Genomic DNA, 21,326 nt, shown 5'->3' with positions numbered 1-21,326 from the left:
AGCGCCTCGAAGAACCTCGCCTTCAGCACCTCAAAATCCACGATCCCCGCAACCCCCTGAAGTCCAGGGTGTTGCGGGGATCAGTAGAACCCGCCCACAGGCAGGGGGCGCCGCCGTGTTTCTCCCGCGCTTCCGCTCTTCGGCTCTTGGCTCTTGGCTCTTGGCTCTTGGCGGTGTCGCGTGCTCCGTGGTCAGGCGGTTGCGGGACCCGCCTGCTGCACGACCTCGAAGGACCACAGGGTCGACCCGGAGGCCGCCGGCCGCGGCCGCTCGCCGCCGCCCGCGCCGCCGCCCTCACCGCCGCCCTGGTGCGCGGCCTTCATCGGCCCCTCCATCCATGCCTGGAACGACGCCTCGTCCCGCCACCGGGTGTAGACGAGGTAGGTGTCGGTTCCCTCCACCGGACGCAGCAGCTCGAACCACTCGAACCCGTCGGAGTTCTCCACGGCGTGCGCCCGCGAGGCGAACCGCTTCTCCAGCGTCTCCCGCTGCTCGGCGGGCACGGTCAGTACGTTGATCTTGACTACGCTCATGCACCCATCCTGCCCGCTGCCCCACCGGGACGGACAGGGGGCCCGCCGCGCGCTCCTGTGCGCCCCCGACGGCATCCCCCGCGGACGCCCGACGTACCCCCGACGCGCCCCCGACGCGCCCCCGAAAGACCCATGGTGGGCCCCCTAGGGGATGTCACAGCTCGGCCGCAAAGCCGGTCCCGGGCACCGGGCCCCGGCACTCGACTCTCCGGAAGCGGGTACGTTCGACGACGTGGCTGGATTCAGGATCGGACGCGGCGGCCGGGACGACCGTGCCCCGCAAGCGCGCCCCCAACAACCTCCGTACGGGCGGCAGGCGCCCCAGGCGCCGTCGTACGGCTACCCGTCGGCGCCACAGCCGTACCCGCCGCAGGGAGGCTCCCGGCGCGGCGGGGGGCGGCCGGGAGGCGGCGGCGCCGGTGCGGGCGGTGCGGCCGGTGCGGGCCAGTGGCCCTCGGCGGACGGCGGCTACAGCGGCGGCCAGGGCGGCTACGGCGGTCAGGGCGGTCACGGTGGCCAGGGCGGTCATGGCGGCTACGCCGGTCACGGTGGTCACGGCGAGCCGGAGTACTTCGGTGACGGCGCCGCCGCAGCCGGCCGTCCGCGGAGCGGGCCCGACCCGTACGCGGCCGACAACCCGGGCCACACGCAGGCGTTCGCGATCGGCGAGGACCCGTACTCGCAGGGCGAGACCTACCGCGCGGGCTCGGCCCCGGCCGGACCGGTCGGACCGCGCCTGCACTGGAAGGACCTGCTGCGGGGCATCGTCGTCTCCCCCCAGCAGACGTTCCTGCAGATGCGCGACTACACGATGTGGGGCCCCGCCCTCGTCGTGACCTTCCTCTACGGCCTGCTGGCCGTCTTCGGCTTCGACGGCGCCCGCAAGGACGCGATCAACGCCACCCTCTCCAACGCGGTCCCGATCGTCCTGATCACAGCCGTGGCCATGATGATCAGCGCGTTCGTCCTGGGCGTGGTCACCCACACCCTGGCGCGCCAGCTCGGCGGCGACGGGGCCTGGCAGCCCACGGTCGGCCTCTCCATGCTGATCATGTCGCTGACGGACGCGCCGCGCCTGGTCTTCGCCCTGTTCCTCGGCGGCGACGCGGGCTTCGTGCAGATCCTGGGCTGGGCCACGTGGGTCGCGGCTGGCGCCCTGCTCACCCTCATGGTCAGCCGCTCCCACGACCTGCCCTGGCCGAAGGCGCTGGGCGCGAGCGCGATCCAGCTGATCGCACTGCTGTCGATCGTGAAGCTGGGCACGTTCTAGCGAGGAGACGACGGCAGGACGTGATGGGGAGGGGCCCGGCAGTTCACTGCCGGGCCCCTCCCCATCACGTCATACGGTCATACCGTGCCGTTCTTCCCGTCTCAGGCGTCGAGCACCTGTCCCGCCCGCTGGATGACGGGCGGCTCGACGGACCAGGGGAAGTTGATCCAGTCGTCGGTGCGCTTCCAGACGTACTCGCACTTCACCAGCGAGTGGGACTTCTCGTAGACGACGGCGCTGCGCACCTCGGCGACGGTGTCGAGGCAGAAGTCGCGGACCAGCTTGAGCGTCTTGCCGGTGTCGGCGACGTCGTCGGTGATCAGGACCTTCTTGTCGGAGAAGTCGATCACGTTGGGCACCGGCGCGAGCATGACGGGCATTTCCAGCGTGGTCCCCACACCGGTGTAGAACTCCACGTTCACGAGGTGGATGTTCTTGCAGTCCAGGGCGTAGGCGAGCCCGCCGGCGACGAAGACACCGCCGCGCGCGATGCTGAGCACTATGTCCGGCTCGTACCCGTCGTCGGCGATGGTCTGCGCGAGTTCGCGGACCGCGGTGCCGAACAGCTCGTAGGTGAGGTTCTCTCGTACGTCGCTCATGTGGTGGTGCCCCTCAGACCCGGGTCCGGTGGAAGTTGAGGTAGGAGCGGGAGGCCGTGGGCCCGCGCTGCCCCTGGTAACGGGACCCGTAGCGCTCACTGCCGTACGGGGCCTCGGCGGGCGAGGTGAGCTTGAACAGGCACAGCTGGCCGATCTTCATCCCCGGCCACAGCTTGATCGGCAGGGTCGCGAGGTTCGACAGCTCCAGGGTCACATGCCCGGAGAAGCCCGGGTCGATGAACCCGGCGGTGGAGTGGGTGACGAGCCCGAGCCGCCCGAGCGAGCTCTTGCCCTCCAGCCGCGAGGCGAGGTCGTCGGGCAGCGAGATGACCTCGTACGTGCTGGCGAGGACGAACTCCCCGGGGTGCAGGATGAAGGGCTCGTCGCCCTCCGGCTCGACGAGCCGGGTGAGGTCCGGCTGCTCGACCGAGGGGTCGATGTGCGGGTAGCGGTGGTTCTCGAACACCCGGAAATAGCGGTCGAGACGTACGTCGATGCTGGACGGCTGCACCATGGATGCGTCGAAGGGGTCGATGCGGACCCGCCCGGCGTCGATCTCGGCCCGGATGTCCTTGTCTGAGAGAAGCACGCCCCGAGGATACGCAAGGCGCGCGGAGCCCCCGTAATCAGGACGGACCCCACGCGCCGGAAACGGCTCCCCTCCCGTGCCGGGAGGCGCCGCTGATGCCCCTGCTGCTTCTACTGCCCTTACTGCTTCTGAGCCATGGACATGACCGGCATGGCCGACCTGGCTGGCGCGACCGACATGGCTGGCGTGACCGGCATGGCTGGCGTGACCGGCATGGCCGGTGTGACCGGTGTGACCGGCGTGACCGACGCGACGGGCACCGCACTGCGGAGCCGCGCACATCGCGGACACCGCATGAGCCGGCCCGGGCCGAGCCGCCCGGCCTGCTGCATCGGGAACGAAGCGGTGCTGAACACGTGCCCCTCGGCACAACGGACGACGGTGCGCTCCATCAAGCCTTCAAGTCCCTTCCCCAGAACCCCGCCCGGCCTTCTGTCGCCTGGCGACAAAAGCCACAGTACGGGATCAAAGAGACGACCCTCCAGGCGGCACTCCGCCCCCGCGAAACCCTTCCCCGACTCCTCCACCGTATGCCCCAACTCCGTTCCCCCACACGCCTCCTGCACTTCCCGGGAACACACCTGGCCCCCGGGGCTTGAGCACCGGGGGCCAGGGATGAGGTAGAGTGAGCCAGCACCGGACACCGATCACGATCGGCGCCCGGCGGCTTACGCGGGTGTAGTTTAATGGTAGAACATCAGCTTCCCAAGCTGAGAGCGCGAGTTCGATTCTCGTCACCCGCTCCATGAAGAAGGCCCAGGTCTGAGGCCCGGGCCTTTGCTGTGCGGGATGATCAGTCACCGGTCACCGGAAGCGTGCCGGATGTGCACCGCGTTGTTCGGCGGGCGGCGCCTCATGGCCTTGGACTGAGCCGCGGCTCCAGGGTGAGGGTGTCGGAAATGCCTGCCGCCCATTTGTTGATCGTGTTGAGAGACTCCGGCAAACAGAGGAATTGCGGTTTCCCCGCAAGGTTTCCCGCCCCTGTGGGGTAGCCGCCAAATGCGCCGCAAACGGTCTTGGGCCAGCAGTCAGACAGGCCAGAGCACAAGTCACAGCCACCATGGAAAAGCACAGATCACGGGGTCCCTTCGTCATACCCCGGTGAGGGTCCAAGTCGCCCTTCTCCCAGTCTCCGCGCATCAGGTTCACGATGTTCGGGCACCTGATCAAGCGATCCTGGGCTGTTGACACGTTGAGACAGCGGTCTGCGCCGGCGTGGACCCGACGCGCCCGCTCCCTCTCCGGCCCGCAGCAGATCTCAAGGCGAATGACGGATCGCCGCAGATGCTCGTACGGCAATTGGAACGGCTCTCTGTCTACTTGGTCTTCGACTGCATCCGGTCCCGTCGAGATGGCCGCGCTTGGCCCAGAGCCGACGTGGGGAATCGGCCGGAGCAGCGGCGGCAAGCGCCAGTTCGGTTCCCGTCATCCGGTCCTTCTTCCGCCTTCCCGCCGGCGGCTGCATCGGGGCGTCTGGCGGTCTTGGGCAGGAGGGCGGCGAAGTGAACGCATGGCTGGCGCAGGGGCTTTCGGGGCGGGTCGGTGATCCTGAGTCTTTCTCTTGGTGTGCCTCGATCAGTCGCCGTGTGGCGGAGGAGTGCTGCTCGCCATCTGCCCTGGTGGCAGGGGCCGGGGTTCGCCCAAGCCCACGAAATTCCAGGGTTCCGACAGTTCGCCGCCCGCGGTGAGGCCGTAGCGCATGAGGTGTTCCCAGCGGGCGTCGGTCTGGCCGCGCAGCTCCGCCCACAGGGGCAGTGCTCCGCCGTAGCCCGCGTCCACCGCGACCTTGAGCAGGCGGTCGGCGTTGTCCAGCAGCCCCTCCCGGGCACACATGCGCGCGAGGTCCGCGAGCACCTCCACATGGCCCGAGCGTGCCGCGGCGCGGGCTTGGTCCTCCGCCGCTTCGTGGTCACCGGCCTGCTGCTTCAGGCGGGCCAGCTCTCCCAGCGCCGGTGTCCGGCCCAGTTCGGCCGCGCGCCGGAAGAGCCGCTCCGCCTCCCGCTTCCTGCCGTCCGATTCCCGCAGCCGGGCCAGCAGGAGGAGCACATGGCCGTCCCCGGCCGAGGCCAGGCGTTCGGCCCCTTCGCTGTCCCCGCTCCTTTCCCTGCGCAGCACGAACTCATTGAGCACCTGCCTGTCACCGGCGGCAGCCGCCTGGAGGACCAGCACCTCGGCGCCGGAGGTGTCCCCGGTCTTCTCCCGCAGCCTGGCCAGCAGGACCAGCGCCCCCGAATTGCCCGCACGGTACGCGGTCTGCGCCAGGCGTTCGGCGCCTTGCCGGTCACTGGCCTGCTCACGCCGGTACGCCAACTCCAGCAGCGCGAAGGTACTGCCGCCGTCCGCGGCGCTGCACGCCATGCGCTCGGCTTCCGCGCCGGCTCCCTCCTGCTCCTTCAGCAGGGCGAGGTGGGCCAGCGCGTTGGTGCTTCCCCGCTCGGCCGCGCTCTGGTACAGCCGGAGCGTGGCCTCCTTGTCCCCGCCCTTCTCCCGCAGCCGGGCCAGCTCGGTCAGGGCGAACGTACTGCCCTGTCCCACAGCGGAGCACAGGGCCTCCTCCGCCCCCTCGTCGTCCCCCCACCTTCGCTTCAGGCGGGCGATCTCCGTGCGGGCGAAGATGCTGCCCGAGTCGGCTGCCAGGTCGAGGGCGCGGACCGCGCCCTGCCTGTCCCCGGACTGCCTTCGCAGACCGGCCAGCCTGATGGCGGGGCGCACTTTGCCGCGCCGAGCGGCCGCGAGGACCAGCTGCTCCGCCGCTTCGCCGTCGCCGGCCTGCTCCCGCATGCCCACCAGGGCCGACAGGGCGTACGTGCTGCCCGTCGTGGTCAAGGCGTGGAAGGCGAGCATGTCGGCACCGGACCTGTCCCCCACGTCTTCCCTGGACCGGGCCAGCCCCGCGAACGTCCTGATGTTTCCTCTGGCTGCGGCGTTCCTCGTCAGCCGCTGTGCCCCCTCTTCGTCACCGGCCTCCTGCCGGAGCCGGGCCAGCCAGGCCAGCGAAGAGCTGTCGCCCTGGTTGGCGGCGACGTGGGCCAGCTCCTCCGCCCTGCCGGGTTCGCCCAGTAGCTCGCGCAGCCGTACCAGCTCCCAGCGCGCCCGTTGATCGTCCGTCCACGCGGCCTCGTAGAACCGCTTGGCCTCGGCGAGGTCTCCCACGCCTTCGGCGAGACGGCCCAGTTCCCTGCGGACCTCGCTGCTTCCGCCCATCGACGCGTTCGCGTAGAGGGCCGCGGCGACCCGGAGCCTGCCTCTCTCCTGCGCCGCGCGCGCGAGCGCGACGCTGTCATCCGTGCCGAGGCAATGGCGGATCGCCGCCTCCCAGAAGGAGGCCGGCGGGCACAGGAGCCGGCGCTCTACGCGACCATGCTGTTCGAGGTAGTCCGCGAGCCGGTACGTCCTTCCGGGCGGCTCGTCGCCGTGGACTCCGACCGGTGTCAGCGGGCCGGGCACGCCATGGCACGGCATGGCGCAGTACGCGAGCGCCTCCTCCAGCCAGTTGCCTCCGCGCAGACCGAACTCCTGGTCCTTGAGGTAGCCTCCGGCGGCCTCGGTCAGGAGCGCGTGGGGCAGCAGGGGACCGTGCCCGAGCCGACGTAAGTCCATCGCGGCGTGGATCAGCGCCCTCTCGGCGGGTGGCGCGCACTGGTAACGCCGCATGAGTTCGGGAACACCGGCGAGGAACTGGGTGATCTCCCCGTCTGCCGCTCCCTTCAGGGCACTGGCGAGCCGCGGGTCGTCGTGGGCCTTCCGACGTGCCGTACGCAGGTCGCTCTCGGTGAACGCCGTGGGCACCACGAGGCACTGGCCGAGTTCGGTGAGCAGCTTGCGCTGCTGGTTGAAGCGGTCGTTCGCACCCGTGACCGAGGGAGCGGTCAGCGGGTCCCAGAACCGGGGCCAGATGGTGGCCAGGACCAGTACCGGTCCGTGGTGGCGGTCGGTCAGCACGGAGCGCAGCCCCGCGGTGATGCCCTCGGCGGTCCTGGCGTCCGGTGCGAGGAGATAGTGCTGGGCCTCGTTCAGCCAGATCACCGTCCGCGGGCCGACCTCCCGGAGATGCACCAGGGCGGCGTCCGGACGTGTCGGGTCGAAGGGGTGCCACACCCTCCACTCGGGCGGAAGCCGGCGTAACGCCTCCCAACAGGCCCGTGTCTTGCCGGTGGAAGAGTCACCGACCAGCGTGACCATGAGGCTCTCCCCGCCGGCCGCCCGATCCACGAGCGCGCCCAGCGTCGCGTCGTGGTCTCTCAGGACGTAGGCCGGCAGCACGGAGAGTGATTCCTCGCCGGGCACGCTGATCGCCCGATGCACCTCCAGGGCGAAGGGGTCGAGATCCTCGACGGGACTGCCCAACGGCTGAGCGAGATGGGCGGCGATCCACATCCGCCGTACCCGGGTCGCCTCCCGGTCCGGGTCCCTGTCCGTCTTCCTGGCCAGCAGCATGGCGACGGAGACGACGTCGTCCTGGCCTGTCGGAAGCTCTTTCGAAGCGATGATCCGGTGGATGGTGGCCTTCGACGGGCTGCCGGGAAAGGAGTCGTCTTCCCCGATGTCAGCCGCCATGCGGTGCGTCTGCGGCGCCCCGGCCTCCACATAGAGCTGGTAGACGTAGTCCTTCAAGTCCCGCAGCGGCGCCGGCGTCACGCCCAGCGGTCGGGAGATCCTTCGCTGACTCCCTTGCCGCGGATCACCGTTGTGACTGGTCATCGAAGCATCCTTGCCTAGGGACACCCACGCCGTCCGCGAGAACACGGATTCGACGGCGGTGCAGGGCTCGCGTCGAACCGCCGGGGCGCCTTCGCGTGAAAAATCAGGCCGGTGCCGCCCGTTCAGGACAGCAACGCCTTGAAACTCTCGTCCGCAGCGGCCCCCGCGACGGCGGAGACGAGGCTGCCCAGCATGATTCCCACCAGGGTCAGCCACTCACGACGGCTCAGTCGGCGTCGGGGCATGACAGCTCTCCCGTCTCGGTACGGTCGGTCGGCGGTCGCCGGCCAGCACCCACTCTCGCCGCCCTGAACGGGCCGTGGACGAGTTGAGACGAGCGGGCGACGGCCGCGTGGAGCGCGTGCGGCGATGCGCAGGCGGCGCCGGGGTGGGACACGGTCCCGCCGGCGGCCCTACATGACCTCGCCTGCCGCAAGGGCCCTTTCCGCGCTCTCGATGAGTTCCTTGTACGTCAGGACCTCGACCCGATTGAGATGCGAGGTGTGCACCCGCGGGGCCTCGTTTATTTCTTTCTCCTCTATTTCTGGCTGACTCCGGGGGTGCCCGATGAGGACAAGTGCGATGCGCTTTCACTAGTTTGACCCCGGCAGACCTTTTCAGCTCGACTAGGTGGAGTGAACCGTCGCCCCGGACGAGCGGGATGTCGACCTCGTCTCCCGGCACCAGTCGTCGCTGCTGGGCCTCACCGATGAAGCGCCCGCCGAATATCCAGTACATGCCCTTGAGCGCCCGTTGCAGGGCGTGTTCGGTAGCGGTGGCGTCTTCGGCAAAGGGCCGCCCCAGGATGTTCGCCGAGGTATTGAACGGCTTCCTTGCGCCACAAGTCGAGGTGGATCTCAAGAGCCATATCGGATCGTGTGGGCATGCCGGGATTCTGACGCACGGGTCTGACATCGAGCGGTCCAAGCCGTCCAGGCGCCCGGGACGCCCGGGCGGCCCGCCGTACGCGTCTTTGGCGAGTGGTGTTTCTCCCTGCCCCGGTCCACCGATCGGTGGACCCGAGGTTCAACCGGGCACCTCTGTCGGCCCAGGGCCCGTACTCCCCACTTATTTCATTGAACGGTCACCTACTCGGCGGTACGAAGCTAGAGTCGTCGCCCTGCCGGCATCCGCCCCTCGCTGTGGCGGTTGGGCACTGGTTCGCGAGTGCGGGCAGGACCGAGCGCGCTGGGGAGCGCGCAGCATGTGACGCAGGGGGGACCTGTACATGGCTCATGATCCAAGACGTCAGCAGACGGCGGAGGACAAGAAGAACCTTCGGGTCGGCTGCGGCGTGATGCTGGCCGCGCTTCTCGTGATCGGTGGCTGCGGCGCCCTGGTCGACGGCGGAAAGGACGCGTCGTCCAGCGTGTCGTCCTCGGCGTCCTCGCCTGGCGACGAACCGAGGTCGGTCACCGTCAAGGACTACGTCGGGATGGGGCTCCAGGCAGCCCAGGACGCGGCCCAGGGCGACGGCATCCGCCGCCTCGACTCCACCGACGCCACCGGCCGGAACCGCCAGCAGCTCTGGGACCGCAACTGGACCGTCTGCGCACAGACGCCCGCGGCCGGCGCGTCGATGAGCGCCGAGGACACGCTCACGTTCGACACCGTCAAATCCAGCGCGGGCGAGAGCTGCACCGGCCGGACGGGGACCGGCACGAGCGAGGCCCCCTCTGTCTCCGGGACGGACGATTCCCCCGCTGCCTCTGTCACGGAGGACGACGGCCCTTCCTCCGCAGGCGCCGGCACCGGTGACGACCACGGCGACGACTCCACCGGCGACGACTCCGGCTCGTCGAACAGCAGCTCCGGCTCGTCGGGGGACGACTCGGGTTCGTCCTCGTCCTCGGGCGGAGAGCAGCAGGCACCGGCCGGTGCCACCGCACGGTGCAGTGACGGCACGTACAGCTACTCCGCCCACCGCCGGGGCACCTGCTCGCATCACGGTGGCGTCGCGGTCTGGCTTGCCGGTGCGCCGTCCTAGGCTCTGTCGTCACCTTCCCGCCCGCCCCGCATGAATTCGCCGTTCTCCGTCGCGGCGAAGAAGCGAGTCGTACCCCCGTACGTGCCGGCCCTCTACCCGGTCTTCGCCTGGGGAACGCCCCTGTTCACTCTGCTCGTCGCCGCGACGGGGGCGCCCGGCGCCGAAGGACGTCCCGGGGTGAGGGCCGCCCGCGGCGGGGCGGTCAGGCCGCTGTCGTGGTCGGGGCGGTCGGGGTGCCGGGCGTCGTCGGTCGGGGCTGTGTCCGAAGGAGGTGGCGGCGGCGGGCCGGGAGGCCCGTGGTCGGGTTGGCCACGGCCCAGGCCGCGCCCTTGCAGACCAGTTCCTTGTAGACGGCGGCGAGGCGGCCGGTCAGGGCGGCGCGGACGGCGCGGTCGTCGGCGGTGACGTACTGGATCAGGCCCTCCTTGCGGCCCAGGGAGACGCACTGGTTGAAGTAGCGCAGCGGCACCTTCGGGAGCTTGCCGCCGGTCAGGCGGGCGGCGATCGCGTCGGCGGCCTGCCAGGCCATGGGCATGCCGGAGGCGCAGGACATCCGCAGCGGCTTGCCGCCCGGGCCCGCCGCCAGGGCCGCGTCACCGACGGCGTACACGTCCGGGTGGGAGCGGGAGCGCATGGTCTCGTCGACCACGATCCGGCCCGTGCCGGTGACCTCCAGGGTGGTGGCCCCGGCCAGGGGATGGACGGCGAAACCCGTGGTCCAGACGGTGACCGCCGCCGGGAGGTCCGTGCCGTCGGCGGTGATGACACGGTCGGCCCGCACGGCGGTGACGGCGGCGTGCTCGTACGCGGTGATGCCGAGCCGGCCGAAGACCCCGCGCAGGTGGCCGCGGCCCTTGGGCGAGAGCCAGTCCCCGAGCGCGCCGCGGGCGGCGAGGGTGACGTCCAGGTCCGGGCGGGCCTCCGCGATCTCGGTCACCGCCTCCACCCCGGTGAGGCCGCCGCCGACCACAACCACGGACTGCCCGGCGTCCAGGCGGGCCAGGCGCTCGCGCAGCCGGAGCGCTCCGGCGCGGCCGGCGATCTCGTGGGCGTGCTCCGCGACACCCGGGACGCCCTGGTCGTCCCACGCGCTGCCCAGGGCGTAGACGAGGGTGTCGTACGTCAACTCCTCGGTCGTGTCCGCCGCGTGCGCGCCGGTGCCGGTGACAGTGACGGTGACCGTCTTGCGGTCCGCGTCCACGGCGGTGACCCTCGCCTGCTTCAGGCTGACGCCGGTGCCCGCGAACATCTCGCCCAGCGGGCGGGACTTGAGCTTCTGGCCGACGGCGAGCTGGTGCATCCGGACGCGTTCGACGAAGTCGGGCTCGGTGTCGACGAGGGTGAGGGTGACGTCGTCGCGGTGCAGGCGCTTGGCGAGCCGCCCGGCGGCGGTGGCTCCGGCGTATCCGGCCCCGAGGACGATGATGCGGTGCTGCTGCATGTCCTAGCTCCTTGCTCCTGTCAGCTGCGGATTCGCCTCTTGAACCGGGCGGGCCGCGTTTTCCTGACAGGGAGCCGATGTGAAGCACCTCACACATCACATGCGGGGATTGCCGGGACGGGCTTCAGAAGGCGGTGAGCAAGGGGGTGCCGTGGTCGGTGGCCGCCCAGAGGCGGGTCGCGCGGTCGAGTTTGTCCGGGTTGACCTGATTGCGGAAGGCGGTGATGCCCTCGGCGGTGATCTCCAGGCACATGACGCCGACGACCCGGCCGTCGACGACCGCCACGAGGGCGGGGCCGCCGTTGGCGGTCGTCGCGTAGAGCGCGGGCGAGCCGCCGACCAGGTCGCGCTTGGCCTTGCTGGGCTTGAACAGGCCCCGCATGAACTTCGCGACCGCGAGGGCGCCCTCGAACGCCTTGGTGCGGGCCGGGACCTTCCCGCCGCCGTCGCCGACCGAGACGACGTCCTGGGTGAGCAGCCGTACCAGCGGCTCGGTCCGGCCGCTGGTGGCCGCCGCGAGGAACTCGTCGATGATCCGCCGGGCGGCGGCCTCGTCGATCTCGGTACGGGCCTTGCCGGCCGCGATGTGCTTCTTGGCGCGATGGAAGATCTGCTGGCAGGCGGCCTCGGTGAGGTCGAGCAGGCCGGCGATCTCCCGGTGCGGGTAGCCGAACGCCTCCCGCAGCACGTACACCGCCCGCTCGTTGGGCGACAGGCGCTCCAGCAGCGCGAGGACCGCGTACGAGACCGATTCGCGCTGTTCGGCGGTGTCGGCCGGGCCGAGCATCGGGTCCCCGGCGAGCAGCGGCTCGGGCAGCCACTGGCCGACGTAGGTCTCGCGCCGGGCGCGGGCCGAGGTGAGCTGGTTGAGGCACAGGTTGGTGAGCACCTTGGTCAGCCAGGCCTCGGGGACCTCGATGCGCCCGACGTCGGCGGCCTGCCAGCGCAGGAACGTTTCCTGCACGGCGTCCTCCGCCTCGCTCGCGGAACCGAGGAGGCGGTAGGCGATGGCCTCCAGGCGGGGCCTGGACGCCTCGAACCGGTCCACTTCGCTCATGGTCAGCGCCATGCCGGGATCCTAGCGAGTCCCGCCCGCGGGCACGCCGGGCACGCGGGGGGCGGTTCCTCTCCTCCGCGGGGCCGGGTCCCGACGTGTTAGTGTCGGTTCCAGATGCAGAAGGTGACGTTCGATAGCGGTCAGGGCCCGGAAATCCGACGGCCGAGAACATCGTTCGCGCTTGACGCCGACCGAACTGGCGCACAATTTTCGCAGCTGGAGCCCGCACCTCGGGGTGCGGACCCCGGCTCGCTGCATTTCCGGGGCCGTGCGGAATCTCCCCCGCACGGGACATGTTCTCCGTCCGACCCGTTCCGGCCGCCCCATCGTCCCCGACTCGTTCTCGCGATTCTCTGCGCTGCTCGACCGCTGCGGGAATTCCTTGATACGTGTCGCATCAAGGAAGGTCCCGCATGAACCGCGACCGTGCCCGCACGAACCGCGCCCACGATCGTTCCGGCGGCTCCGCCGCCCACCGCTCCGGCGGTCCCCGGCGCAGCCGCCGTCCCCAGGGCGGCGGTGGCCGTCCGGCCGCTCCCCAGGGCGAGTTCGCCATGCCGAAGACGATCACTCCCGCGCTGCCCGCGGTCGAGTCGTTCGCCGATCTCGCCCTGCCCGCGCGGCTGCTGAGCACGCTCGGCCGCGAGGGCGTGACCGCGCCGTTCCCGATCCAGGCGGCGACCCTGCCGAACTCGCTGGCCGGCCGCGACGTGCTGGGCCGGGGCCGGACCGGTTCGGGCAAGACCCTCGCCTTCGGTCTCGCGCTGCTGGCCCGGACCGCCGGGCGGCGCGCCGAGCCCCGGCAGCCGCTCGCGCTCGTCCTGGTCCCCACCCGTGAACTCGCCCAGCAGGTCACCGACGCCCTGACGCCGTACGCCCGTTCGGTCGGGCTGCGGGCGGCCACCGTGGTCGGCGGGATGTCGATCGGCCGGCAGGCGGGCGCGCTGCGGGCCGGTGCCGAGGTCGTCGTCGCGACGCCGGGACGGCTCAAGGACCTCATCGACCGCGGCGACTGCCGGCTGGACCAGGTCGCCATCACCGTCCTGGACGAGGCCGACCAGATGGCCGACATGGGCTTCATGCCGCAGGTCACCGCCCTGCTCGACCAGGTGCGCTCCGACGGGCAGCGGATGCTCTTCTCGGCCACCCTGGACCGCAACGTCGACCTGCTGGTCCGCCGCTACCTGAACGACCCGGTGGTCCACTCCGTCGACCCCTCCGCGGGTGCCGTCACCACGATGGAACACCACGTGCTGCACGTGCACGACGCGGACAAGCACCGTACGACCACGGAGATCGCGGCGCGCGACGGCCGGGTGATCATGTTCCTGGACACCAAGCACGCGGTGGACCGGCTGACCAAGCACCTGCTGAACAGCGGTGTGCGGGCGGCCGCGCTGCACGGCGGCAAGTCCCAGCCGCAGCGCACCCGGACGCTGGCCCAGTTCAAGGACGGCCACGTCACCGTCCTGGTCGCCACCAACGTCGCGGCGCGCGGCATCCACGTCGACAACCTCGATCTGGTCGTCAACGTCGACCCGCCCACCGACCCCAAGGACTACCTGCACCGCGGCGGCCGTACCGCCCGGGCCGGCGAGTCCGGCAGCGTGGTCACCCTGGTGACCCCGGACCAGCGCCGCGCGATGAGCCGGCTGATGGCCTCGGCCGGCATCACCCCGCTGATCACCCCGGTGCGTTCGGGCGAGGCGGAGCTGAGCCGCATCACCGGCGCGCAGGCTCCCTCCGGTGTCCCGGTGACCGTCGCGGCCCCGGTCGTGGAACGCGCCCCGCGCCGCACCGCGCCGTCCTCGTCCCGCGGCCGCCGCGGTGGCGGGGCCAAGGGCCGGCCCGCCGGTGAGGCCGCCCGCCGCGCCGCGCGCCGGCCGTCCGCCGTCGACCCGGCGGCCTGAGGGCTTCCCCGGCCCTCAAGGTCTTCCGTTCGGATCACGCCGCCTCATGGGCGCTCATCGGTGCTGATGGGCGCTCACGGGCCCGGGCACCGCTCCCCGACCCGGCCCGGTCCCGCCCGGCCCGGCGTGATCCGAACCAGCCCGATCCAGCCCGGCCCGGCGTGATCCGGCCCGACCGGCCCGATCCGAACCGAAAGCCCCCCGGCCGGGGCCCGCTCCCGACCCGACACGCAGTCACTCCCCACGCAAGGCCCATCGTCCCCCTCTCCCTGTGAGGCACCATGCGCTGTGTCATCGCCCGGTACCCGTTCGAGCTGACCCAGGCCGGAGTCCTGGCCTCGATGAAGGGCGTCAAGCCCGAAGCGGTCACGGCCGAGTCCGTGACCATCGGCCGACGCCGCTACCCCGTCAAGCAGGTGGGTGAGGTCATCACCCGCCAGGACCGCCGCGACTTCACCAGCGGCGAGGTCGTCCGGGCCATGACCCGCCTGGGCTTCACCTGCCACGCCGTCCCGGAGCCGGAACCGGCGCCCGGACTCACGCCCGAGTCCGGCCCCGCCGACCTCCCGCTGTGGGCCACACCCGACCCGGCCCCGACATCGCTGTGGAGCGCGCCGGAGTCCTCGCCTCACCGCTCGGAGTAGCTGAAGTCCCCCACCGTCCAGGCGTTGACGTCCTTGATGGCGACCCGGTACATCCCGCCCGTCTCCGGGATGCCGAGGCTGCCCTGGAGGATCCGCGCGAGGTGGAAGTGCAGGTGCGTCGGCGGCCCGTCGTGGGCGGGCCGCCGCCGGGCCCGGTGACCGGTGAAGACCTCGGCGAACGGGCCGAGCCGGTCGGAGTCCTTCAGGACCTCCGAGACGCGCTCCCGCCATGTGGCCTCGGGAGCCAGCCGGCCGGTGATGACGGCACCGCCGACGACCACGGTCAGCGACATCTGATTGCTTGGCTCCGACTCCACCATGGTGGCGAGGGCGATGAGCAGTTCGTCGGCATTCGACATGGCAGCGATTCTATTCAGCGGCGCGCGGGGCGACGGGGCGCGTGCCGTCAGGGACGTGGTGCCGCCGGGCCGTTCTCCGTCCCGCTCGTCCGGGCGGCGTCGGCGAGGGACTGGAGGGCGGCGAGGTGCGTCTCCAGGGCGGTGCGGCCGGTGGGGGTCAGGGAGAGCCAGGTGCGGGGGCGGCGGCCGACCGCGCCCTTGCGGACCGTGAGGTATCCGGCCTCCTCCAGGGCGGTCGTGATACGGCTGACGCTCGGGTCGGAGACCTGGCAGTAGTCGCGTACGGCGGCGAACTCCGCTTCGGCGCAGCCCGCGAGGAAGGCCATCATGATGAGCCGGGTCGGATGGTGGATGACCTGATTGATGGCCGGGGGCGGGGCCGGAGACGGGGACGGGGGCGGCGACTGGGGCGGGGGCGGCGCAGGGCTCATTCCGCGCTCTCCGTGCTCTCCGTGGCTCTCGGCGCGGTCGGCCCGGCGATGTGCGGGGTGTGCGGGGTATGCGGGGTGTGCGGGGTGTTCCTCCGGTCCTCCCGCCACCACAGGGCGGCTGCCGCCAGGACGGCCAGCACGACCGCGCCCACGGGCCGGCCGAACGCGAGGAACGCGAGGGCGGACAGGCCGTAGGCGGCCACCGGTACGCCTTCGCGCAGCAGGCGCTGCCGCGCGGTGCCCGGCGGCGGCCACGAGCGGACCCGCATGCGGGAGGCGCGCACCGCGCACATGACCGGGAAGACGGCCAGCGCCACGAGCGCCACGATCATGGCCACGGTCGCCGACGCCGTCGTACCGCCCTGGCGGTGGTACAGCGGGCCGAACAGCAGGCCCAGGCCGGCGCCGTGCGTGACGGCGGCCACCGGCGCCCACCACGAGGGCAGCGGCGGGGGCGTGTTGGCCGTCAGCCTGGCCCGCCTCGCGGCCTCCAGCGCCTTCCTGGCGCCCAGCGCGCCCAGCGCGCCCAGTCCGCCCGACGCGTTCGGCACGCCTGATACACCCGGTACGCCCGGTACACCCGGGTATTCGCTGCTCGACATGAGTCCCCGCCCGTTCGGTCGATTCCGCTGCCTCCTGGCGGCTTCGGCTCCTCCATCATGGCATCTACTTTTGTGATGCGAAAGTACTTGCGCGAGATTCGACCGAGGCCGCCGGTTCAGGCCACCCCGAGAAACCGCAGCGCCGCCAGGACGCGGCGGTGGTCCGTGTCGGCCTTCGGCAGGTCGAGCTTGGTGAAGATGCTGTTGATGTGCTTGGCCACCGCGCTCTCGCCGACCACGAGTTCCCGGGCGATCCCGGCGTTGGACCGGCCGCCGGCCATCAGCTCCAGGACCTCGCGCTCGCGCCGGGTGAGCCGGTCCAGGGGATCGCTGTGGCGGCGTACCAGCAGCTGGGAGACGACCTGGGGGTCGAGCGCGGTGCCGCCGGCCGCCACCCGGCGCAGCGCCTCGGCGAACTCCTCGACGTCCGCGACCCGTTGCTTGAGCAGGTAGCCGATCCCGGAGGTGTGGGCGGACAGCAGGTCGGCCGCGTACCGCTCCTCCACGTACTGCGACAGCAGCAGGACCGCCGTGTGCGGCCACTGCCGCCGGATGACCAGCGCGGCCCGCACGCCCTCGTCCGTGAAGCCGGGCGGCATGCGGACGTCCACCACCGCGATGTCCGGCCGGTGCTCCTCCACCGCCGCCAACAGCGCCTGCGCGTCGCCCACTTCGGCGGCCACCTCGAACCCGGCCATCTCCAGCACCTTCACCACGCCGATCCGCAGCAGGACGGAATCCTCGGCGATCACGGCACGCACGGCAGCTCCACGGTCAGCACGGTCGGCCCCCCGACGGGGCTGTCGACGGACAGCGTGCCATCGACCGAGGCGACCCGTTTGGCCAGCCCCGCGAGTCCCGTGCCGGCGGCCGGGTCGGCGCCGCCCGCGCCGTCGTCGCTGACGACGACCAGCAGGGTGCTGCCGAAGCGTTCCACCATCACCTCGGCGGTGGCCGCCGCCGCGTGCTTGACGACGTTCGTCAGCGCCTCGGAGACCACGAAGTAGGCGACGGCCTCGATGGTGGGCGAGGGCCGCGACGGCAGGTCCACCCGCACCCGGACCGGCAGGGGCACCCGGGCGGCGAGACCGGAGAGCGCGGCGTCCAGGCCGCGGTCCTCCAGGACGGCCGGGTGCAGTCCGCGCACCAGGCCGCTCAGCTCCTCGATCGCCTCCTTCGCCTCCCGGTGCGCCGCGTCGATCACCCGCCGGGCGTCCTCGGGCAGGTCGCGGAGGGTGGCCTTGGCCAGCCCCAGGTTGACCGCCAGGGACACCAGCCGCTGCTGGGCGCCGTCGTGCAGGTCGCGTTCGATGCGGCGGCGTTCGGCGTCGGCCGCGTCCGCCAGGCCCGCCCGGGTCTCGGTGAGCACCTCGACCCGGCGCGCCAGCCGCTCCTCGCGGCTGGGCCCGAGCAGCGCGGTGGCGGTACGGGTCTCCAGCCGCACCAGGGCGCCGCAGAGCCACGCCGCAGCGCAGAGCACGGCGAGGCCGGCCACCGTGACGTAGGCGCACCAGGTGCTGTACCCGGGCAGGTCCAGGCGGCGGTCCAGCGGGACCAGCCAGATCCACCCGTAGACCGAGGCGGCCAGGGCGCCCGCCGCCCACAGCAGCAGGACGCAGACCGCCGCGAGGGCCAGCAGCGGCCCGTCGACGAAGTGGTACGTCCACTGCCGGCGCGCCGCCGGGGACCGCAGCCACACGGCCAGGCGCGGCCGCGGCCCCTGGTAGGGGGCGGGCAGCTCGACGCCGAGCCGGGTGCGGAAGCGGCCGTGCTGGGCGGCGGTCAGCGCGGGTCCGGCCAGCGCGACGGCGGCGAGCGGGAGGAACACCGCGGTCAGGATCGCCGCCATCGAGGTGGGCACGGTGAGCATCCACGGCAGGCCCATGACGAGCAGCACGCCGAACTGGATCAGGACACCGGTGGCGAGGAACGCGACCGGTCGGCCGGTCCCCCTGAACGGCTTCAGGGCCAGGTGCTTCAGGCGTGCGGTGGTCCGGGAGGCCGGGGCCGTCGGGGCGGTCCGGGCCGGCGGGGCGGTCCGGGCCGGCGGGGCGGTCCGGGCGGTCGGCGTGGTCTGCATGAGAAGACCGTAGGTGCCGAGGTCAGAGGCGGTCCATGGCGTGGGTTCCCGCTTCGGGGGTGCAACTGGTGCCACCCCGGTCCGGTCCTCCGCGTTACTGACCGCGAGCGCCGCGCGGTGAAGGCTTGGGCCCATGGCGGAGTGCCGTGGACACGACGAGGAGAACCGACCGATGAGCGCTGTGACCGTCCCCGCGGGCCGCCGGCTCCGGGTGGAGTACGCCCTGATCGGCTGCGGGCTGGCGCTGCTGCCCTGGCTGGCCGTGCTGGCGGGCGTGCTGCCGGGGGCCGCCGGAGCCACGCGCTGGCGCGGGGCCTGGATCGGCCTGGACGTCCTGGAGGCGCTGGGCCTGATCGCCACGGGGCTGCCGGTGCTGCGCCGCCACCGCCTGCACGCGCTCGCGGCCACCGCCACCGCGACCCTGCTGGTCACCGACGCCTGGTTCGACACGATGACGGCGGCCCCGGGCCCGGACCGGCTCGCCGCGCTGGCCATGGCGCTCTGCGCGGAACTGCCGCTGGCGGTGGTGTGCGGCGTCCTGGCGGCTCGCCGCCAGGGGGAGAGTCACCGTGGCCGCCCACAGAGCTGAACGCACAGGGTCACGGAGTCCTGAACGCACAGGGGCGCGGAGACGTGAACCCGTCCGCCGTCACACCGGCGCAACCAAGCTCCGGGCAGTTTTTTCCCAACGGTTCACCAAGGACTGGTGAGCTGCACTCCACCGGTTCCCGCAGGGCACCCCGTCGTGCGGACGTTCCAAGGAGTCGCTGCCATGCACAGACCCACCCGTCGTCGCCTCACGATCGCCACCGCGCTGGCCGCCGCCACCGCGGCCGCCCTCACCGCCACCACGGTGGCCGGCGCCTCGGACGGCGAGCGGCACGCCGAGCGCGCCGTCCAGGGCGGGAAGGCGAAGAACGTCATCCTGCTGATCGGTGACGGCATGGGCGACTCGGAGATCACCCTCGCCCGCGACTACACCGTGGGCGCGAGCGGCCGGCTGGACATGGACCGGTTCCCGCTGACCGGCGCGTACACGACGTACGCGGTGCACGCCGACGGCACCCCGGACTACGTCACCGACTCCGCCGCCAGCGGCACCGGCTGGGCCACCGGCCGCAAGACGGTCAACGGCCGGATCTCCAAGACGCCGGGCACCGACAAGGCGGTCCCGACCATCCTGGAGCTGGCGCAGCGGGGCGGGTACGCCACCGGCAGCGTCACTACCGCCGAGCTGACCGACGCCACTCCGGCGGTGCTCGCCTCGCACGTCACCGACCGTTCCTGCCAGGGCCCGGCGGACATGGCCAAGTGCCCCGAGGACGCCCTCGCGGCCGGCGGGCCCGGCTCCATCGCCGAGCAGTCCGTGAACCACAAGGTCGACGTGCTGTTCGGCGGCGGCGGGCAGCGCTTCGACCAGAAGGTCACCACCGGGACGTACCGGGGCCTGACCGTACGGGAGCAGGCGCGCCGGCTCGGCTATCAGGTCGTCACCGACGACGCCTCGATGAAGGCCGCGAAGGCGGGCAAGCCGGTCCTCGGCCTGTTCGCCCCCGGCAACGTGCCCGTGGAGTGGACCGGCAAGGCCGCCGCGGTCGGCGGCACCGCCCCGCAGCGCTGCGCGAGCGCCAACCCGCAGCGCCCTGCGGCCACCCCGAGCCTGGCCGACTCCGCCGCCAAGGCGATCCAGCTCCTGGAGGCCAAGCAGCGGCACGCGCACGCCAAGAAGGGCTTCTTCCTGCAGATCGAGGGCGCCTCCATCGACAAGCAGGACCACGCGGCCGACCCGTGCGGCCAGATCGGCGAGACCGCCGCCTTCGACCGCGCGGTCAAGGTGGCCCGCGCCTACGCCGCCCGGCTCCCCGACACCCTGGTGGTGACCACCGCCGACCACGGCCACTCCAGCCAGATCGTGCCGCTGGAGGCCACCCCGCCCGGCCTGTCCTCCACCCTGGTCACCGACGAGGGCCAGCAACTGAAGGTCAACTACTCGACCAACACCCCGGGCCAGTCCCAGGAGCACACCGGCACCGAGGTCCGGATCGCCGCCCAGGGGCCGCAGGCGTACCGCGTCCTCGGCGTCACCGACCAGACCGACCTGTTCACCACGCTCCGCGAGGCGCTGCGCCTGCGCTGAGTCCCGCCGCGCCCCGTCGCGCGGTCACCACCCCGAGGGGGGTGGGAGAAGCCACCGGCTTCTCCCACCCCCCTCGCCCGTTCTCCGGCCGCACCGGTCCGTCCCCTGCCGTCCGTCCCCTGCCGTGCGGGCAACCACAACTCCGGCTGCTAACGTCTACCGACCTGGAGACGTTCATTCATAGGACATCCCGAATTCACGAGGATTCCACCTCCAGAACCGGCCCGGAGATCCACCTGATGACGACAACCTCCCCGACCGCCCTTGCGCTCGACGGCGCGTCCATCGACGGCGGGCTCTACACCGACGTCACCGACTTCGCCCGCCACACGCACTGGCTGAACGGGACCGCGGCCGCCTACTCCTCCGTCGGCATGGGTGTCTTCGTGATCATCCTGCTCGCCGCCTGGTGGACGGCGCGCCGGCAGGGCAACTCGGTCATGACGGCGGTCCTGGCGACCCCGTTCGCCGTCGTCATCGCCTACGCCGCCAACACCGGCGTCAAGGACGTCTTCGAGGAACCGCGCCCCTGCCGGGCCCTGCCGCACGACTTCCTCATCGAGGCGTGCCCGCCGGTGGACGACTACGCCTTCCCCAGCAACCACACCACGGTCGCCTTCGCCTTCGTGGTGGCGCTGTTCTTCGTCAACCGGTGGCTGGGCTCCATCGCCCTGCTCGCGGCCGTGGCGATGGGCGCCTCACGGGTGTACGTCGGCGCGCACTACCCGCACGACGTCGGGGTGGGCGCGGTCGTCGGCAGCGTCGTCTCGCTGCTCGTCGTCCTGGTGGCCTTCCGGTTCTGCACCCCGCTGGTGCAGCGGCTGCGCGCCGGGGCACTGCGCCCGTTGCTCGTCGACCGGTCCGCCTGAGCCACCCGCACCCCCGCCGCAGGGCCGCTCCGGACCGCCCTCATCGCACCCCCGCGGCCCACTCCGAGCCGCCCTCATCGCACGCCGCCGGGCCGCTCCCAGCCGCCCGCGCCCCGC

At 72.0% G+C, this 21,326-nt stretch carries 19 protein-coding genes and 1 tRNA gene; 8 read left to right on the top strand and 12 right to left on the bottom strand.

The genetic code is table 11. The features are described from left to right. Positions 1–191: 191 nt before the first annotated feature. Positions 192–533, bottom strand: coding sequence for an antibiotic biosynthesis monooxygenase (locus ABZ858_RS33530; RefSeq protein ID WP_361387443.1), 342 nt, complete (start codon positions 531–533; stop codon positions 192–194). A 151-nt stretch (positions 534–684) separates the two neighbouring features. On the opposite strand from ABZ858_RS33530, the gene ABZ858_RS33525 reads away from it, so the two are divergent. Further along, positions 685–1,803: a Yip1 family protein gene (locus tag ABZ858_RS33525; RefSeq protein ID WP_361387440.1), complete on the top strand. Its 1,119-nt coding sequence runs from the start codon at positions 685–687 to the stop codon at positions 1,801–1,803. Positions 1,804–1,904: 101 nt separating this feature from the next. Here ABZ858_RS33525 and ABZ858_RS33520 read toward each other — a convergent pair whose 3' ends face one another. After that, a complete protein-coding gene (locus tag ABZ858_RS33520) occupies positions 1,905–2,402 on the bottom strand; it encodes a phosphoribosyltransferase (protein WP_361387437.1) in 498 nt (165 codons plus the stop codon). 13 nt (positions 2,403–2,415) lie between these two features. Continuing rightward, on the bottom strand, positions 2,416–2,991 hold the full coding sequence (gene dcd, locus ABZ858_RS33515) for a dCTP deaminase (protein ID WP_361387434.1): 576 nt from the start codon (positions 2,989–2,991) through the stop codon (positions 2,416–2,418). 672 nt (positions 2,992–3,663) lie between these two features. Here dcd and ABZ858_RS33510 point away from each other — a divergent pair. Beyond that, a tRNA-Gly gene (locus ABZ858_RS33510) sits at positions 3,664–3,737 on the top strand. Positions 3,738–4,566: 829 nt separating this feature from the next. On the opposite strand, the gene ABZ858_RS33505 is transcribed toward ABZ858_RS33510, so the two are convergent. Together ABZ858_RS33505 and ABZ858_RS33500 are read right to left on the bottom strand one after the other, a co-directional pair. Continuing rightward, positions 4,567–7,692 (bottom strand): hypothetical protein, encoded by a 3,126-nt coding sequence (locus tag ABZ858_RS33505; RefSeq protein WP_361387431.1) that lies wholly within the window; start codon positions 7,690–7,692, stop codon positions 4,567–4,569. A gap of 122 nt (positions 7,693–7,814) precedes the next feature. Beyond that, positions 7,815–7,937, bottom strand: a complete 123-nt coding sequence (locus ABZ858_RS33500; protein ID WP_361387428.1) for a hypothetical protein — start codon at positions 7,935–7,937, stop codon at positions 7,815–7,817. 983 nt (positions 7,938–8,920) lie between these two features. Here ABZ858_RS33500 and ABZ858_RS33495 point away from each other — a divergent pair. Continuing rightward, positions 8,921–9,679 (top strand): DUF3761 domain-containing protein, encoded by a 759-nt coding sequence (locus ABZ858_RS33495; protein ID WP_361387425.1) that lies wholly within the window; start codon positions 8,921–8,923, stop codon positions 9,677–9,679. A 202-nt stretch (positions 9,680–9,881) separates the two neighbouring features. Here the strand turns inward: ABZ858_RS33495 and ABZ858_RS33490 are convergent, their stop codons facing one another. Next, positions 9,882–11,120 carry an FAD-dependent oxidoreductase gene (locus ABZ858_RS33490; protein ID WP_361387422.1) on the bottom strand — a complete coding sequence of 413 codons (1,239 nt, stop codon included), beginning with the start codon at positions 11,118–11,120 and terminating at the stop codon, positions 9,882–9,884. 124 nt (positions 11,121–11,244) lie between these two features. Then, entirely contained in the window at positions 11,245–12,189 is a 945-nt protein-coding gene (sigJ, locus tag ABZ858_RS33485; RefSeq protein ID WP_361387419.1) for an RNA polymerase sigma factor SigJ, read from the bottom strand. Positions 12,190–12,590: 401 nt separating this feature from the next. Here sigJ and ABZ858_RS33480 point away from each other — a divergent pair, with 401 nt between their 5' ends. Together ABZ858_RS33480 and ABZ858_RS33475 are read left to right on the top strand one after the other, a co-directional pair. After that, positions 12,591–14,087: a DEAD/DEAH box helicase gene (locus tag ABZ858_RS33480; RefSeq protein WP_361387416.1), complete on the top strand. Its 1,497-nt coding sequence runs from the start codon at positions 12,591–12,593 to the stop codon at positions 14,085–14,087. Positions 14,088–14,368: 281 nt separating this feature from the next. Then, on the top strand, positions 14,369–14,731 hold the full coding sequence (locus ABZ858_RS33475) for an SCO5918 family protein (RefSeq protein WP_361387413.1): 363 nt from the start codon (positions 14,369–14,371) through the stop codon (positions 14,729–14,731). Here the strand turns inward: ABZ858_RS33475 and ABZ858_RS33470 are convergent. The 5 genes from ABZ858_RS33470 to ABZ858_RS33450 form a co-directional block, all read right to left on the bottom strand. Then, positions 14,716–15,090: a hypothetical protein gene (locus ABZ858_RS33470; RefSeq protein WP_361387410.1), complete on the bottom strand. Its 375-nt coding sequence runs from the start codon at positions 15,088–15,090 to the stop codon at positions 14,716–14,718. The genes ABZ858_RS33475 and ABZ858_RS33470 overlap by 16 nt on opposite strands. Before the next feature lie 47 nt (positions 15,091–15,137). After that, positions 15,138–15,521 carry a transcriptional regulator gene (locus ABZ858_RS33465; RefSeq protein WP_361387407.1) on the bottom strand — a complete coding sequence of 128 codons (384 nt, stop codon included), beginning with the start codon at positions 15,519–15,521 and terminating at the stop codon, positions 15,138–15,140. Next, positions 15,518–16,072, bottom strand: a complete 555-nt coding sequence (locus tag ABZ858_RS33460) for a hypothetical protein (protein WP_361387404.1) — start codon at positions 16,070–16,072, stop codon at positions 15,518–15,520. Before ABZ858_RS33460 ends, ABZ858_RS33465 begins: the two co-directional genes overlap by 4 nt. A 167-nt stretch (positions 16,073–16,239) precedes the next feature. After that, positions 16,240–16,884: a response regulator transcription factor gene (locus tag ABZ858_RS33455; RefSeq protein WP_361387401.1), complete on the bottom strand. Its 645-nt coding sequence runs from the start codon at positions 16,882–16,884 to the stop codon at positions 16,240–16,242. Continuing rightward, positions 16,872–18,203, bottom strand: coding sequence for a histidine kinase (locus ABZ858_RS33450; RefSeq protein WP_361387398.1), 1,332 nt, complete (start codon positions 18,201–18,203; stop codon positions 16,872–16,874). The genes ABZ858_RS33455 and ABZ858_RS33450 overlap by 13 nt, the downstream gene beginning before the upstream one ends. A gap of 172 nt (positions 18,204–18,375) precedes the next feature. Between ABZ858_RS33450 and ABZ858_RS33445 the strand changes: the two genes are divergently transcribed. From ABZ858_RS33445 to ABZ858_RS33435, 3 genes are all read left to right on the top strand, one after another. Beyond that, positions 18,376–18,792, top strand: coding sequence for a hypothetical protein (locus ABZ858_RS33445; RefSeq protein WP_361387395.1), 417 nt, complete (start codon positions 18,376–18,378; stop codon positions 18,790–18,792). Positions 18,793–18,975: 183 nt separating this feature from the next. Then, on the top strand, positions 18,976–20,340 hold the full coding sequence (locus ABZ858_RS33440; RefSeq protein WP_361387392.1) for an alkaline phosphatase: 1,365 nt from the start codon (positions 18,976–18,978) through the stop codon (positions 20,338–20,340). A 239-nt stretch (positions 20,341–20,579) separates the two neighbouring features. After that, a complete protein-coding gene (locus ABZ858_RS33435) occupies positions 20,580–21,209 on the top strand; it encodes a phosphatase PAP2 family protein (protein WP_361387389.1) in 630 nt (209 codons plus the stop codon). Positions 21,210–21,326: the final 117 nt, after the last annotated feature.

It is taken from the genome of Streptomyces sp. NPDC047017 (assembly GCF_040644175.1).
Taxonomy (GTDB): Bacteria; Actinomycetota; Actinomycetes; order Streptomycetales; family Streptomycetaceae; genus Streptomyces.
Note: the sequence above shows the minus strand (reverse complement) of the source record. Positions and strands in the feature narration are given on the sequence as shown.